Raw genomic sequence first — 15,796 nt, forward strand, 5'->3', positions numbered from 1 at the left:
TTATTGGCTAATTTGCGATGAAGTATAACGTTTGAATAAATAAAACTCCAGTAATTCATGGACTTTATTTCGTATACGAGGGTTAAAATAATTATGCTGCTCTTCATATCCTTTATAAAGAAACATGAACATTGTAAATGCTTCATCGCGCTTAATTTCTTGTACACTCAACTTTTCTTTATTCATATAGTGCTTCACGCTTCTTAATTCCTTCTGAATTACCCTCATTGTTTCATCAACTAAATTCACATAAGGTTGCTTCAACTTAAACGGACTTGCATCAATCACTTTTAAATCCCTATTAAGTATCGTAAGCACCATTGGCAAATAAATCGCTTGTTCCATAATATTCCGGTCTCGCTCAGGAATTCTTGTCATCGTAAATACTTCTCCTTTTTTTGTTATAGAACATTTGTTCTTATTATATTCTACTCTCATTAAAATATTCATGCAACTGTATCCATTTTTTGTTATTTGATTTTTAGCTTGAAAGAGAGGTATGAATTACTCACAATAAAAGTGGGTAAATAAAGGGGAATATTCCTTACGTCACGAATAAAAGTGAGAAGAACCTATAGAGGAGTGAAGAGGATGAATGCAAAAAAACGAATCAAGCCGGAGGATCAATATCAACTGAAGTCGGTAACTGATCCACAATTAAGTAAGAATGGCTATGATTGTATTTATATAGAAACGACCATGTGTGAAGAAGAAAATACATATAGCTCTCATTTGTTTTACATAAATACCAATCAACCTGCAGAAACGCAACAATTAACATACGGAAAAGGGAGAAACTTGGCACCAAGATGGTCACCAGATGGGTCACAAATCGCATTTGTTTCTAATCGTAATAATGAGGTGAATCAAATATTTATGTTATCAATGAATGGAGGCGAAGCAAAACAGCTGACAAATGAACCGAATGGTGCGACCAACCCTATATGGTCACCGGATGGTAAAAGAATCGCTTTTCAATCAACTGTAGAGAAAGAGAACCTTCCAGAAAAAAACAAGGATAAACCAGAGCCGGTTGAAATAGAAAGGATGAAATATAAGTCTGACGCCAAAGGTTTATGGTCTGGTGATTATCAACATATTGGCGTAATTGATATTGCTTCAGGAGAGCGTGAATGGCTTACAACAGGAGAGCAGGATTATTATCTCCAATGCTGGTCTCCGGACAATCAATCCATCGCATTATTAGCCGATTTGGCAACAGATAAAGATCATTCCTTCAATAATGATGTTTACATATTAGATGTTGAAAGTAAGCAGATGGAGAATATGACAAAAGGAGTTGCCAGCTTCTCTCATGTATCATGGTCCCCTGATGGCAAATGTTTAGGGCTAATTGGGTCGAAGTCGACTTATAAGAATGCTTCTTTGTCCAAGATATGGACATTAGATGTATTCTCAGGAGAATTGACTTGTTTAACAGAAGAATGGGATGTACAAGTCGGTGATTATGTTGTTGCTGACTTCCATCAGTCTGCAAATGCTTCACAGATTTTATGGGCTGAGGATAGCTCGAGCTTCTATTTTCTAGCATCTGACCATGGCAATACAGTACTGTATTTTGGCACAGTTGAAGGAGCGATGTATCCCGCATTATTAGAAGAAAGGCATCATATTTATGGTGTTTCTACAGGGGGCACGATAGATAAAGCGATAGTAGCGATTAGCACACCTACTAATCCAGGAGATTTATACTTGTTGAACGTGACTAGTGGGGAAAAAACAAGACTGACAAATATTAATCAAGCGTTCTTTGAGGAGACGGCTGTTGCTGATGCAGAGGTCCTTCAATATCAATCGATAGATGGCTGGGAATTACAAGGTTGGTTAATAAAGCCGATAAATCACGAGACAAGAGAGAAGTATCCTCTTATTGTAGAGATTCATGGTGGTCCACACACGATGTATGCCAATACATATGTCCATGAGTTTCAAGTGTTAGCCGCAGAGGGCTATGCGGTGTTATATACAAATCCACGGGGCAGTCATGGATATGGACAAGCTTTTGTAGATGCTGTTAGAGGAGATTATGGTGGCAAAGATTATGAAGATATCATGACTGCTGTCGATTATGTTCTCGAATATGATGAGGGAATTGATCGTGAGAGGTTAGGGGTAACAGGCGGTAGCTACGGTGGATTTATGACAAATTGGATTGTAGGACATACAAATCGTTTTAAGGCAGCTGTTACCCAGCGCTCCATATCTAACTGGATTAGCTTTTATGGTGTAAGTGATATCGGCTATTATTTCACTGACTGGCAAATAAAAGGCCAGTTAAATGATATAGAAAAATTATGGAAACATTCACCATTAGCATTTGTGGAACAAGTAGACACCCCACTATTAATTTTACATAGTGAAAATGATTTAAGATGCCCGATTGAACAAGCAGAGCAATTTTACATTGCATTAAAACACCATAACAAACAAGCGAAGTTTATTCGTTTTCCACAAGCTAATCATGAACTCTCTAGAAGTGGTCACCCAAACTTAAGAATGAAGAGACTTCATTATATAAAAAATTGGTTTAATCAATATATTTAAAGATGCTTACCCCGGTAGTGTGATCACTTTCGGGGTATTTGGTAATATTTCGTAAGTGAAACTTTTTTCATGCTGTATCAGTCATATATAAAGGGACGGAAATATCTTTAAAAAGATGTAAAGATAATGAAGAAATGATTTAGAAAAAAGGCTGTAACGTGTATAATTCTAGTATATCTTTTAAAAGAGTTACTGTTCTGTTTATTCCAAAAGTAACAGTATCGGGATAATCTGATATAATTTACAAAAAGAAAGAAAAGAATAATAGGATGAAAGGATACATCTAAAATGAGATCTGAAAGACATCAAGGAAAGAAGAAAAAGCGGAAATTTGGCAAAATAATAAGAAATTTATTTATCATATTCTTGCTTGTTGTTGTTGCAGTAGTAGGATATTCTTACTACCAATTTAAACAAGGTCTACAAACTTCTAAAGCAGATAATGATTCAAGTGTACCAGAGCAAGTATACGAATTTAATGGTGAAAAAGATCAATACGGTGGAACGAATATTTTACTCTTAGGTAGTGACTCAAGAGGAGAAGAAAATGCACGTGCAGATACAATTATGGTTGCACATTATCAACCTGATTCAGGCACTTATAAAATGATTTCTTTTATGCGCGATATGTATGTCGATATTCCAGGACATGGTCAAAATCGTATTAATGCTGCACTTGCTTATGGAGGTCCAGAATTATTAAGGCAAACGATTAAAGAGAACTTTAACATCGACTCGCAATATTATGCAATTCTTGATTTTGAGGGGTTTGAAAAGGTCATTGATGTGGCTTTTCCAAACGGTGTAGAAATCAATGTGGAGAAAGAGATGTCTCAGAAAATCGGTGTAACATTAAAACCGGGATTACAGAAATTGGATGGCGAACACCTATTAGGATATGTCAGATTCAGAAATGACGCGGTTGGCGATTTCGGTCGAGTTGAAAGACAACAAAACGCGATTAAAGCAGTAATGAATCAATTTACTAGTTTAAATACGATAGCTAAACTACCTAAACTAGTAGGAGTTGTTACACCTTACGTCAATACCAATATGAAAACAAGTGACATCTTATATATGGGAAAAGATGTTTTAATGAATGGAAGCCCGCAAGTAGAGTCATTAAGAATTCCAGCAGATGGCACTTACCAAAATGTTAGAATCAGTGGAATGGCTGTTTTACAGGTTGATTTAGAAGCAAACAAACAAGAGTTACAGCAATTTTTAACTAACTAAAAGAAGAATATCTATGTTTTTTCGAGCGAGAGAAGGAGAGTATGGATGGATTTAGAGAGTATCAGACAGTGGCTTACACTAGAAAATATATTAGCTCTAATTGAAGAATATCGTTCATTTGGCCCTCTTCCAGGAATTCTACTACCTTTAATAGAGGCATTTTTACCTTTTCTCCCGCTTTTTTTATTCGTGATGGCTAATGCGAATGCGTTCGGATTATGGGGCGGATTTTTTTATTCTTGGATTGGCTCAGTTGCAGGAGCTTTGCTCGTTTTTTTTATCATTAGAAAATATGGCCAAGCGCGATTCTTAAGTGTAATTAAAAACCATGATAAAGTAAAAAAATTAATGGCATGGGTTGAAAAGCATGGTTTTGCACCGTTATTTTTATTACTATGCTTCCCTTTTACACCATCTGCTATTGTAAATATTGTGGCTGGCTTATCGAGAATAAGTATTGCCCAATACGCATTGGCAGTCATAGCAGGAAAAATGGTGATGATTTTTACAATGAGTTTTGTCGGGCATGATATTGCCTCACTGATTACAAAACCGACGAGAACGGCCATCGTCATCCTCATCATTGCTATTCTTTGGTATGTAGGTAAAAGAATAGAAATTAAATTAAATACAAGTGTAGAAAAAACGAAAAAATAGATAGTTTAGAGGAAAGCCCGGCAGATGTTTGCTGGGCTTTTTGAATTTTTGAATAAGAACAGAAAAAGAATAGAGCACATGCATCTATCCTGCAACAATGTTAACCACCAAGCAGAATTCCCTGTATTTACTTTAAACACAAAAAGGAGAAAAGTGTGAGAGATGTGCTAAAATAGGAACAAAGATTCTATAGGTCGATTCACATTGAAAGTGAAGGTGAAAATACATGACAGTAAAGATGTTAATTGGTCGGTCTCAGACAGGAAAAACCGAGAAGATGGTCAGTGAGATAAAGCAACTTATGAAAGAAAATCCTGAAGGCTCACCAATTATTTATATTGTTCCAGAACAGATGACGTTTCAATCTGAATATAAATTAGCTAGTTCTAAAGGTTTAGGAGGAATGATTAGAACACAAGTTTTTTCTATCACGAGATTAGCATGGCGAGTTCTGCAAGAGACTGGTGGAATAAGCCGTTATCATTTAAGTAGTATTGGTACAAACATGCTCATTCGCAAGATTATTGAGGAACAGAAGGATGAGCTGAAAATTTTTCAAAATGCAGCTGATAAAAATGGCTTTATCCAGCAGATGGAAAGCATGTTAACAGAGTTTAAACGGTATTGTGTGAACCCTACTGAATTACAAATGCGAATAGCGCAATTACAACAGAATGATCATGAGAAAAAAGTGTTAGCAGAGAAACTGCATGATTTAGAATTGATTTATTCGAAGTTTGAAGCCGGTATATTGGATAAATACTTAGACTCGGAAGACTATTTGCAATTACTTGCTGAAAAAGCAAATGAATCGGTTTATTTGCAAAAGGCAACAGTTTATATCGACGGTTTTCATAGTTTTACACCACAGGAATACCGCGTTATTGAAGCACTTATCCGTCATTGTCCAAATATGACAATTGCCCTAACGTTAGATCAGCCGTTTGATAACGAACCACCAGATGCCCTCCATTTATTTAGGCAAACAGGTGAGACATATCAAACAATTCTAGAGATAGCTAAGCAACAAAAACATCAAGTCGAATATGAGTTACTTTCTCAAGTTCCGACAAACAAGCATGAATCATTGAGACATTTTGAAGCCAATTTTGAAGTGCGTCCGACTATCCCATTTAGTGGGGAGGCACGGGTCATGATTGCCCATGCAATGAATCGCAGAGCAGAAATTGAGGGGATTGCCCGGAAGGTTCGTGCCCTTGTTCGTGATGAAGGGTTAAGGTATAAAGATATAACCGTACTTATGAGAAACGGTCATGAATATCATGATTTAATTACAACCGTGTTTAATGATTATGAGATTCCTTTATTTATTGATAGAAAGAAGTCCATGTTACATCATCCTGTTGTCGAATTTATTCGTTCCAGTTTAGAGGTGTTAATGAGTAACTGGCGATATGAACCTGTTTTCCGTACGATAAAAACTGAAATGATTTTTCCACTTAACTATTCGTCTTCATTATTACGTGAGAAGATGGACCGGTTAGAAAATTATGTTTTATCTTATGGCATACAAGGTAGTAAATGGACAAAGAAAGAGCGCTGGAAATATCGGAGAATTCGTGGCCTTGAGATGACAAATACAGGGCAAACAGATGCAGAAAGAGACATAGAAGAAGAAGTCAACCAATTAAGAGATATCGTAGCTGCACCACTATTGAGACTTTCAAGGCGAATGAAGAAAGCGGAAACAGGCAGGGAATACGCAGAAGCCCTTTATTTATATTTAGAAGAAACAGATATCCCAGCCAAAATAGAAAAACTGCAAATAGAGACGGAAGAAAGAGGAGAGCTTGTTAGATCTAGAGAGCATAACCAAGCATGGAATGCAGTTGTTGAGCTATTGGATGAATATGTAGAAATGCTTGGTAGTGAGCAGATGACGACAGAGCGCTTTGCGACAATATTAGATGCAGGTATTGAAGCACTACAATTTAGTATTGTACCACCTGCAATGGACCAGGTAATTGCTGCTGATATGGAAAGGTCACGAGTGGCTGATATGAAAGCTGCCTTTATTATTGGTTTAAATGAAGGGGTTCTACCAGCAAAGTTTCCAGAAGAAGGTGTATTAGCAGATGATGATCGCGAGCAGTTATTGTCACTAGGAATGAAAGTAGCTCCTTCAACGAAAACGAGATTGTTAGATGAAGAGTTTTTGGCGTATAAGGCATTTGTCACACCGTCAGATTATTTATTTGTTAGCTATCCAATGGCAAACGAAGAAGGTAAGGCACTCATTCCCTCTCCATTTATAAAGAGAATACAAGATCAATTTGTACAAATAAAAGAAGAGTATTTGATGTCAGATCCAGCAGAACTAAATGAAGAAGGACAAATAGACTATATCAGTCATATTAATACAGCATTAACGTTTTTAACATCGCAATTACAATTACAGAAACGCAATTATGCCATTTATGACATGTGGTGGGATACGTATAATATTTATTTACAGAAATCAGGCTGGCAAGATATCACAAACAAGGTTTTAGCAAGTTTACATTATGAGAATAGGACAGAACAACTAGATGAAGAGATTAGTAAAGCATTGTATGGTGAAACGATTCGTGCAAGTGTATCAAGAATGGAACTCTTTCATAGCTGTCCGTTCTCACATTATGCCCAATATGGTTTGCGTTTGAGAGAACGGCAAGTCTTTCGATTAGAAGCACCTGATATTGGTGAATTATTTCATGCCGCCCTAAAATATATAACCGAAACGGTTATGCATAAGGACTTGCAATGGTCAGATATGACAAGGGAACAATGCGAATTACTTGCAAAAGAAGCCGTTGAACTACTTGCACCTAAATTACAGCATGAAATCCTCCTAAGCTCTAATCGATACTTCTATATTAAGCGAAAACTGGAGCAAATCATTAGCCGTGCATCCTTTATTATGGGAGAACATGCAAAAGCCAGTGGATTCACACCCGTCGGTTTAGAGATGAGCTTTGGACCTTCTGGTGATTGGCCATCTCTATCTTTTCCATTGAAAAATGGCAGTATGATGGAACTAGTGGGACGCATTGATCGTGTTGATCAAGCGAAAGGTGAGAAGACAGGATCGTATTTACGCATTATTGATTATAAGTCAAGTGAGAAAGACGTGAATATTAACGAGGTATATTACGGATTATCGTTACAAATGTTAACCTATTTGGATATTGTCATTGCCCATTCAGAGGAACTCATCGGTATGAAAGCTGATCCAGCGGGTGTTCTGTATTTTCATGTTCATAATCCAATGATTAACTCAAGCAAAATGCTTGGTTTAGACGAGATAGAAAAAGAGATCTTGAAAAAGTTCAAAATGAAGGGATTATTATTAGGAGAAGAAAATGTTGTACGTTTAATGGACAAGTCTTTAACAACAGGCGATTCGCCGATTATTTCTGCTGGCTTTAATAAAGATGGGTCGCTATCAAAGCGATCCAAGGTTGCTGATAAAGCGGAATTTAATTACTTGCGACAATTCGTGAGAAATAAATATATTAAAACGGGTAACCAAATGACTGGTGGTCAAGTGGAGATATCACCATATAAATTGAAAGAACGGACGCCATGTACATTTTGTTCTTTTAAATCCATCTGTCAATTTGATGAGTCATTAGAAACGAATACATTTAGATTATTAGATGAAAAACCGAGAGATGAAGTGCTAACTCGAATAAGAGAGGAGGCAGAAAAGGATGCCTAAATCTATCATTCCACCAAAGCCTGAGAATCTTACTTGGACAGATGATCAATGGAAAGCGATCCATGCGACAAATCAAGATATTCTCGTAGCGGCAGCAGCAGGATCGGGGAAAACCGCTGTACTAGTTGAAAGAATCATTACCAAAATATTAAACACTGACAATCCCATGAATGTCGATGAGCTCCTTGTTGTCACATTTACTAATGCTTCAGCAGCAGAAATGCGTCATAGAATAGGAGAAGCGCTAGAGAAGGCAATTCAAGCGGACCCACATTCCTATCATTTACGTAAACAATTAACTTTGCTCAATAAAGCATCCATCTCAACGTTGCATTCTTTCTGCTTAGAGGTAATAAAGAAATATTATTATTTAATCAATATAGACCCAGGATTTAGAATTGCAGATGAAACAGAGGCTCAATTATTACGAGATGAAGTTTTAGATGATTTATTTGAAGAAGCTTATGGTAAAGAAGATAACGAAGCATTTTACCACTTAGTGGATACGTTCACAAACGATCGCAGTGATGTGGCGCTTCAAGATATGATTAGACAAATCTATGATTTTGCTCGAGCAAATCCGTCAATGGATGATTATTTGGACAAGATGATTGAGATGTACAATGTGACTCCTACTGCAAATATGGGCGATATTCCATTTGTCGGTTATCTCCTCTCAGATGTTCGCCTGCAATTACAAGGTGTGAGAAGTTTATTAACCCACGCACTTGAGTTAACAAAGCAACCTGGGGGACCAGCGCCAAGAGCGGACAACTTTGTAGCAGATATCCAACTAGTCGATATCTTAATACAGGCGGCTGAGCAATCTTGGGAGACATTGTATGAGGCAATGCAGTCTTATAAATTTAAAACTTTAAAGGCTTGTAAAGGGGAAGAGTTTGAGCCAGAACTAATAGAAGAGTCGAAAAAAGTGCGAGATCAAGCGAAGGATGTCTTGAAGAAACTGAAAGAAGAGCTTTTTAGCAGGAAAGCAGAATCTTTTCTAAAAGATATGTTAGAAATGAAGCCACATATTGCAGGATTAGCACAATTAGTAAAAGCATTTGCAGAGAGGTTTGCAGCAGTTAAAACAGAAAAAGGACTAGTAGACTTCGCTGATTTAGAGCATTATTGTTTGGATATTCTTGGGGTTGTTGATCAATTTAATCAATTCATTCCTACAGACGCTGCCCTTGCCTATAAAAAACAATTTAAAGAAGTGCTTGTCGATGAATACCAAGATACGAATATGGTACAAGAGGCGATTCTTCAACTAGTCACAAATGATAATGAGTTAAACGGAAACCTCTTTATGGTTGGAGATGTAAAACAATCGATTTATCGTTTCCGTTTAGCAGAACCGAACTTATTTTTAAACAAATATAATCGGTTCACGACTGACGGTGAATCAACAGGTTTACGCATTGATCTGGCGCGGAATTTCCGCAGTAGAAAAGAAGTCCTACATGGCACCAATTTTATCTTTAAGCAAATTATGGGAGAAAATGTAGGGGAGATTGTTTATGATGAAGCAGCTGAACTTGTTCCTGGAGCTGCTTATCCTGAAGAAGTGACGCATCCGATTGAGTTAACGATGATTGATCTTGAAGATGAAGATCATACGGAACAACCTGATTCGTTTGAGGAGGAAGAGCTCGCGCAATCACAATTAGAAGCAAGACTCATAGCAAAGAAAATTAGAGAATTAATGGCTAGCCATAAACAAGTGTATAATGCAAAGCTTAAGCAAGAGCAACCGATGAAGTATCGGGATGTTGTGATTTTATTGCGTTCAATGACGTGGGCACCACAAATGATAGAGGAATTAAGACAGCAAGGGATTCCTGTTTATGCTGATCTTTCACAAGGCTATTTTGATGCTACCGAAGTTTCCATTATGATGTCACTCTTAAAAGTGATAGATAATCCATATCAAGATATTCCATTAGCCGCTGTATTACGTTCGCCAATTGTTGGTCTAACAGAGAATCAATTGGCGACCATAAGAGTTCCTCATCAAACTGGTGCTTATTATGAAGCAGTTCAACAATTTTGTTCTGAAGTTCAAACAGGGGCTAAGGTTGCCATTTATGATAAGCTAAAGCCGTTTTTATTGCAGTTAGAAAATTGGCGACAAAAAGCCAGACAAGGTGCTTTATCTGATTTGATTTGGCAATTATATAGAGAAACACGATTTTATGATTTTGCAGGTGGGATGCCTGGTGGAAAACAACGCCAAGCTAATTTGCGCGCCTTATATGATCGGGCAAGACAATATGAAGCTACATCATTTAGAGGATTGTTTAGATTTTTGCGCTTTATTGAAAGAATGAGAGAAAGAGGAGACGATTTAGGGGCTGCCCGTGCCTTAGGAGAACAGGAAGATGTAGTACGTATCATGACTATTCATAAAAGTAAAGGGTTAGAGTTTCCTTTTGTCTTTATGCCAGGGCTAGCACGAAACTTTAATACGATGGATTTGAAGAAGTCTTTCTTGCTAGATAAGGATCTGGGGTTAGCATATAAATATGTGAATGCAAATAAAAGGATTTCTCTTGCTTCGTTACCGCAGCTTGCCTTCAAACGTAAGAAAAAAATGGAGATGCTTGCTGAAGAAATGCGAGTGCTTTATGTTGCTTTGACAAGAGCGAAGGAAAAGCTTTTCTTGATTGCTTCGCCGAAAAATATGGCTAAGAAGTTGAAGGATTGGCAAAGGGTGTCGAGGAATTCAGACTGGCTACTTGATGATTTTACTCGTGCTCAAAGTACAAGCTATTTAGACTGGATCGCACCTGCTATCATCCGACATCAAGATAGCGCAACTTTAGATACTAGTTTGAGTCCGGTAGTAGCAGCAATTCATAACCATCCATCTAGTTGGGAAGTTCAAATTGTTGCAAAAGAAGAAGCGAAGGCGGTTATTGATGAAAATCAAAATGAATCTGACCTTCTCTTAGAAAAAGTACAGCAGGGAGAAAGAGTCGATAAAAAATCTCGTTATTATGAAACGATTAAGCATCGTCTGGAATGGTCATATCCTTATCAATCAGCAATGAAATCAAGATCGAAACAGTCAGTTTCTGAAATAAAAAGGCAAAAAGAAATCTTTTCTCAAGAGGAAAGTGGGCAAGAATTAGTTAAAGGGTTTAAAAAGCCAATTTTAAATCGACCGTTATTCATGCAAGAAAAGTCCATTACACCTGCTGAAAGAGGAACGGCCTTGCATACAGTGATGCAACACTTAGACTTACATGATCCAGCAGAGGAAAAGCATATAATGGAAAAAGTAGAACATTTAGTGAAAAAAGAACTGTTAACAGCTGAGCAAGCTACGGTCGTTGACCCAGCTTTGATTGTTGACTTCCTTGAAAGTGAGCTAGCTGAGCGTATGAGAAAAGCAACGACTTTGCAAAGAGAAGTACCGTTTAACCTTGCTTTGCCAGCTAGTGAAGTTTACTCCCATTGGGATCAAGCAGAAGATACGGTATTAGTACAAGGAATTATTGACTGTTTGTTTGAGGATCATAAGGGCCTTGTTATCGTGGATTACAAATCAGATCGCATTACCGATCGTTTTAGAGGTGGAATGGATGAGGCAGCACCAATTTTAATTGATAGATACCGAGTTCAAATTAATTTATACACGAAAGCGGTCGAACAGATAACAAAAAGGAAAGTCGCACAAAAGTACCTTTATTTCTTTGATGGCGGTTATTTTTTGGAAATATAAAAAGAGGGCAGTTGCCCTCTTTTTAGTGTATTCTTATAAGTTGCCTACAGTTGGCTGATCCAATAGGTTTGCATCTAATACATTACTTGCACTGAGCCCGTTGTTTGTCATTATAAATCCACCAGTGTTCAAAGTTCCAGAGCCAGTAGTGGATTTAGAGTTACTTTTTGGTGATATATAAAGTGAATCGCCGAATTGAACAATACCACCTGAAACATTGATTATCTGGACAGGGCCGATAATTGCCGGCATAATAAACACCCTTTATTCTTCGTTTTTCACAAATTGTCTAAAATGTTTCACACGAGATTCCATACTAATATCTTTCGTATTGCCAATATGAAGGACTGAGCTTGATGAAACGCCTAAAATATCTATATTCTTAACTTTAATAATGGGTTTATGTTGAATATAGTGAGTTTGGATATTTTCAGTTATTTTCGGAATAATTAATTCTTCTCTATAGAGGTCATAGGCGTTGTAATTACCTTCTTTACCATAAAAGATTTCAGCGTCTCGCTGCAGTGCCAATGCCCTGGAATAACCTTGGATATAAGAAGTATCGCCGATTTCGAAAATGGAGGAGAAGCCAAATGTGTCCACCTTAATCTGGTCTACAACTGATGTTCTTTTAAACATGTAATTACTCCGGTGTTAGTGGTACAAAGGGACCGATAATTAGTGATTCAGGTGGTGTATCAAAGGTAGAGGCAAGCTGTATCGTTTCCGCATCACCGACAAGAAATATGGATGAACTTGACACACCAATTATCCGCACATCTCCCACACATAACTCGCGGTTATATACTTGGAAATTCATTCTTTTTTCATCTCCTTCATATTCTCCGGTAAATGACTAAGGAAGGCATAGACACCATTTCGTATTTCCGTTTTTAATGTTTCAATCACTTTTGTTTTCTCTTCCTGGCTGTCTAGATTACGATTAGACTGCTGTTTCAAATAGTAGTCTACACGACTAGAAAGCTGCTTTTTAATATCCTCTTTAATAAATTCTACATAGGAGCTATCCTTTGGCATTTTTAAGTTTGCTTCTGCTTCTTCAACAATTTGTGGGAGCTCCCCTTCTATAAAAGTTAATAATGCCGTTTCTATTTCCATATTTCTTTTAAACAAATTTTTGGGAGAATAAGGTGTTTGTAATTCTTTTTGATCGACAGAGAAATCATCAATATCTTGCAAATCTGATGGATTTAAGCCAATGTTTAATGTCCCTTCCAATGTCTCTACTTTTAACTGGTCAAATTTATATTCGATCCGGTCGATATGAATAGGCTGACGATCATTTTGTGCCATTTCTTCCTTCATTTTTTTCATTGAAGATTCAATCTTTTGAATTCGCTGTTCTTGCATTTGTACATAAGCTTGTAATTGTTGAAAATACGTGTAAAAATCTTGACTCATCCTAAAATCGCCGCCTTTCCAATCTTATTATGGTTTCGATGGAGCAGTTAAGGGAACGAGTGGTGTCCCTACTGTTGTTCCTGGGGCAATTGGTGTTTCTTCATATTCTGGTGCAGGTTCGGTAAACCCTCCCGTATTATACAAGTGCGAGGATGGTTTAATAATACCTGCACTGCCAATTTGAAATACGGAAGAGTTTGAGACCCCGCCGATTTTAATTAGCTGAATAGAAATAGATTGTTGAATATAATAATTATTCATCGCTCATCACCTTAAAGTTATGCATTAAAGTAGTTACCTTGGTCAACGCTATCGTTATCATATGTGTTGGTTGTGCTATTGTAGTTAACAACATCTAATCCATCCCCTGTATTAAAAGAACCGGCTCCAGAAAACGTTTTGGCATTAGAGAGGGGCATTACCTTATAAATATCACCAATGTTAAAAACGGAACTACTTCCTATAGAAATTACTTGAACAGCTCCAACAATTGCTGGCATATAAACACCCTTTGCATACACTGAAGTTTTGAAAACGGGCGAATGCCCTAATTATCTATTTATCATTATCCTATGTGCCTAGTGTAATAGTGTGAAGAAACTTTATGATTAAGGGTGAAAAATATAGATGTCAGACTGTTGAAATGCTAAAATAATTATAATCAGAAAATTTTAATTATTTTAGCGAGGAGTGATTTACCGTGAAGGTACCATTAATATTAACTGAATTTCTAGATCGTGCGGTAAGGTTATATGGAGATAAAGAAGCAATATATGGTGATACGCTCACACTTACATATAATCAATTGAATAAAAGGGTGAATCAATTATCACATGGGCTAGAAAGCATTGGTGTACAAAAGGGAGACCGTGTCGCTTATTTAGCGCCAAATACTGTGGAAATGCTTGAAGGGTTTTATGGTGTATATCAATTAAATGCAATTATGGTTCCACTTAATATCCGCCTGCAGCCAAATGATTACGTTTTCATATTAAATCATAGTGAATCAAAAGTACTTTTCGTTGATCAAGAACTGTATAGATTGATACAACCAATTAAAGATCAGTTAGTAACAGTAGAAACGATTATTGTTCATGATATGGATGGTGATACAACTGAAATTGGTTATGACAATTGGTTAGCATCTTTTCCTGAAGAAAGTTTTTGTAGAGAAGAAATAGACGAAGAGGATGTATGTTCTTTGTTATATACGAGTGGAACAACAGGAGACCCAAAAGGTGTGATGCTTACTCATCGTAACAACTACTTACATGCATTAAGTACGATGCATCATTTGCGGGTGAGTGATCAAGATACACTTATTCATGTACTGCCGATGTTTCATGTTAACGGCTGGGGTTCGCCATTTTATTATACAGCGAATGGGGCAAAACAACTTTGTCTGCGTAAAACGACACCAGAAGTCATCTTTCAAGCAATGGAGAAATATAAAGTGTCTATCGTTCATATGGCACCGACTGTATTGAATAGCTTAATGCAATACTATGATCAGTATCAAACGAAGTTCTCACATCCTATTCGCGTAGTGATTGCAGGTTCTGCCCCGCCACCTGCTTTTGTTTCTAAAGTGGAAGCTGAGATGGGCTGGGACTTTATCCAGGTATATGGGATGACCGAATCTTCACCACTAAGCACGATATCACAAATCAGATCTCATATCCAAATAAATGAAAAAGAAACATATAGAATGAAGGCAAAAGCCGGTTATCAAATGATTGGTTCTCAAGTGAAAGTTGTGGATGAATATGGTGCAGAAGTTGCAAGTAATAGCAAAGATATTGGCGAAGTGGTTGTGCGTAGTCACGGGGTAATGAAAGGTTACTGGAAAAATGAAAAAGCAACGGCAGAAACGATTCGTGATGGCTGGCTACATACTGGTGATATGGGGACAGTTGATCAATATGGCAACATAGACATTGTGGATCGTAAGAAAGATATTATTATTTCCGGTGGTGAAAATATTTCTTCAATAGAAATTGAAGGTGTATTATACGAACATCCTGCCATTTTGGAAGCAGCTGTTATTGCCGTACCACATGAGAAATGGGGAGAAACCCCACATGCCTTTATTGTTTTAAAGGAAGGGATGGACGGGGTGAACGAAAAAGATATTATTGCTTTTACTCGTGAAAATATGGCTCATTTTAAAGCGATAACTAGCGTAACATTTACAAACGAACTACCAAAAACAGCTTCAGGAAAAATCCAAAAGATTCATTTACGTAACGATTATTGGGCTACAAGTGGGAAAGACGGTAGATATGTTAATTGAAAAATTTGTTTGAAGCGAGAGCGCATGTTTTTTGGATTTATTTAATAATGAGAAGTATGGGCATATCTTTTAAGGTAAAGATATGCTTTTTTTCATGTTCGGTAATGTACGTTAAGAAACTGCAAAAAAATAGTAAGAGAAAATGATTAAATTGATAGTAGAAAATATGCTA

13 protein-coding genes are annotated in these 15,796 nt (G+C 37.0%); 6 read left to right on the forward strand and 7 right to left on the reverse strand.

Translation table 11 applies throughout. The features are described 5' to 3' along the window. Positions 1-378 (reverse strand): hypothetical protein, encoded by a 378-nt coding sequence (locus tag MKX67_RS07995; RefSeq protein ID WP_095369860.1) that lies wholly within the window; start codon positions 376-378, stop codon positions 1-3. 213 nt (positions 379-591) lie between these two features. Here MKX67_RS07995 and MKX67_RS08000 point away from each other — a divergent pair, with 213 nt between their 5' ends. The 5 genes from MKX67_RS08000 to addA all read left to right on the forward strand — a co-directional run bounded on the left by MKX67_RS08000 (position 592) and on the right by addA (position 11,909). Next, the gene (locus tag MKX67_RS08000; RefSeq protein ID WP_322909147.1) at positions 592-2,565 is read left to right on the forward strand and encodes a S9 family peptidase; all 1,974 of its coding nucleotides are present in this window, start codon (positions 592-594) and stop codon (positions 2,563-2,565) included. Positions 2,566-2,853: 288 nt separating this feature from the next. After that, a complete protein-coding gene (locus MKX67_RS08005) occupies positions 2,854-3,801 on the forward strand; it encodes an LCP family protein (protein ID WP_095369858.1) in 948 nt (315 codons plus the stop codon). Positions 3,802-3,846: 45 nt separating this feature from the next. Next, positions 3,847-4,458, forward strand: coding sequence for a TVP38/TMEM64 family protein (locus MKX67_RS08010; protein WP_095369857.1), 612 nt, complete (start codon positions 3,847-3,849; stop codon positions 4,456-4,458). Between the two features lie 226 nt (positions 4,459-4,684). Next, positions 4,685-8,179 (forward strand): helicase-exonuclease AddAB subunit AddB, encoded by a 3,495-nt coding sequence (gene addB / locus MKX67_RS08015; protein WP_095369856.1) that lies wholly within the window; start codon positions 4,685-4,687, stop codon positions 8,177-8,179. Next, positions 8,172-11,909, forward strand: a complete 3,738-nt coding sequence (gene addA, locus MKX67_RS08020; protein WP_322909148.1) for a helicase-exonuclease AddAB subunit AddA — start codon at positions 8,172-8,174, stop codon at positions 11,907-11,909. Before addB ends, addA begins: the two co-directional genes overlap by 8 nt. A gap of 33 nt (positions 11,910-11,942) precedes the next feature. Here addA and MKX67_RS08025 read toward each other — a convergent pair whose 3' ends face one another. The 6 genes from MKX67_RS08025 to MKX67_RS08050 are packed head-to-tail and all read right to left on the reverse strand — an operon-like array spanning position 11,943 to position 13,831. Beyond that, positions 11,943-12,161, reverse strand: coding sequence for a spore germination protein (locus MKX67_RS08025; RefSeq protein ID WP_095369854.1), 219 nt, complete (start codon positions 12,159-12,161; stop codon positions 11,943-11,945). 12 nt (positions 12,162-12,173) lie between these two features. Continuing rightward, positions 12,174-12,548, reverse strand: coding sequence for a spore germination protein GerPE (locus MKX67_RS08030; protein ID WP_095369853.1), 375 nt, complete (start codon positions 12,546-12,548; stop codon positions 12,174-12,176). Between the two features lie 4 nt (positions 12,549-12,552). Further along, positions 12,553-12,729 carry a spore gernimation protein GerPD gene (locus tag MKX67_RS08035; protein ID WP_095369852.1) on the reverse strand — a complete coding sequence of 59 codons (177 nt, stop codon included), beginning with the start codon at positions 12,727-12,729 and terminating at the stop codon, positions 12,553-12,555. After that, positions 12,726-13,331, reverse strand: a complete 606-nt coding sequence (gerPC, locus tag MKX67_RS08040) for a spore germination protein GerPC (protein ID WP_342489107.1) — start codon at positions 13,329-13,331, stop codon at positions 12,726-12,728. The genes MKX67_RS08035 and gerPC overlap by 4 nt, the downstream gene beginning before the upstream one ends. A 27-nt stretch (positions 13,332-13,358) precedes the next feature. Further along, positions 13,359-13,592 carry a spore germination protein GerPB gene (locus tag MKX67_RS08045; protein ID WP_095369850.1) on the reverse strand — a complete coding sequence of 78 codons (234 nt, stop codon included), beginning with the start codon at positions 13,590-13,592 and terminating at the stop codon, positions 13,359-13,361. 17 nt (positions 13,593-13,609) lie between these two features. Beyond that, a complete protein-coding gene (locus MKX67_RS08050) occupies positions 13,610-13,831 on the reverse strand; it encodes a spore germination protein (RefSeq protein WP_095369849.1) in 222 nt (73 codons plus the stop codon). Positions 13,832-14,031: 200 nt separating this feature from the next. On the opposite strand from MKX67_RS08050, the gene MKX67_RS08055 reads away from it, so the two are divergent. Further along, positions 14,032-15,624: a long-chain-fatty-acid--CoA ligase gene (locus MKX67_RS08055; RefSeq protein ID WP_095369848.1), complete on the forward strand. Its 1,593-nt coding sequence runs from the start codon at positions 14,032-14,034 to the stop codon at positions 15,622-15,624. Positions 15,625-15,796 lie beyond the last annotated feature (172 nt).

Source organism: Cytobacillus sp. FSL W7-1323 (genome assembly GCF_038595015.1).
Taxonomy (GTDB): Bacteria; Bacillota; Bacilli; order Bacillales; family Cytobacillaceae; genus Cytobacillus; species Cytobacillus kochii.

Coding starts and splice junctions, on each gene's coding strand:
- MKX67_RS08035 (WP_095369852.1), bottom strand. CDS start 12,729: ATGAATTTCCAAGTATATAACCGCGAGTTATGTGTGGGAGATGTGCGG.
- MKX67_RS08010 (WP_095369857.1), top strand. CDS start 3,847: ATGGATTTAGAGAGTATCAGACAGTGGCTTACACTAGAAAATATATTA.
- MKX67_RS08045 (WP_095369850.1), bottom strand. CDS start 13,592: ATGAATAATTATTATATTCAACAATCTATTTCTATTCAGCTAATTAAA.
- MKX67_RS08000 (WP_322909147.1), top strand. CDS start 592: ATGAATGCAAAAAAACGAATCAAGCCGGAGGATCAATATCAACTGAAG.
- MKX67_RS08005 (WP_095369858.1), top strand. CDS start 2,854: ATGAGATCTGAAAGACATCAAGGAAAGAAGAAAAAGCGGAAATTTGGC.
- gerPC (WP_342489107.1), bottom strand. CDS start 13,331: ATGAGTCAAGATTTTTACACGTATTTTCAACAATTACAAGCTTATGTA.
- addA (WP_322909148.1), top strand. CDS start 8,172: ATGCCTAAATCTATCATTCCACCAAAGCCTGAGAATCTTACTTGGACA.
- MKX67_RS08050 (WP_095369849.1), bottom strand. CDS start 13,831: ATGCCAGCAATTGTTGGAGCTGTTCAAGTAATTTCTATAGGAAGTAGT.
- MKX67_RS08030 (WP_095369853.1), bottom strand. CDS start 12,548: ATGTTTAAAAGAACATCAGTTGTAGACCAGATTAAGGTGGACACATTT.
- MKX67_RS07995 (WP_095369860.1), bottom strand. CDS start 378: ATGACAAGAATTCCTGAGCGAGACCGGAATATTATGGAACAAGCGATT.
- addB (WP_095369856.1), top strand. CDS start 4,685: ATGACAGTAAAGATGTTAATTGGTCGGTCTCAGACAGGAAAAACCGAG.
- MKX67_RS08025 (WP_095369854.1), bottom strand. CDS start 12,161: ATGCCGGCAATTATCGGCCCTGTCCAGATAATCAATGTTTCAGGTGGT.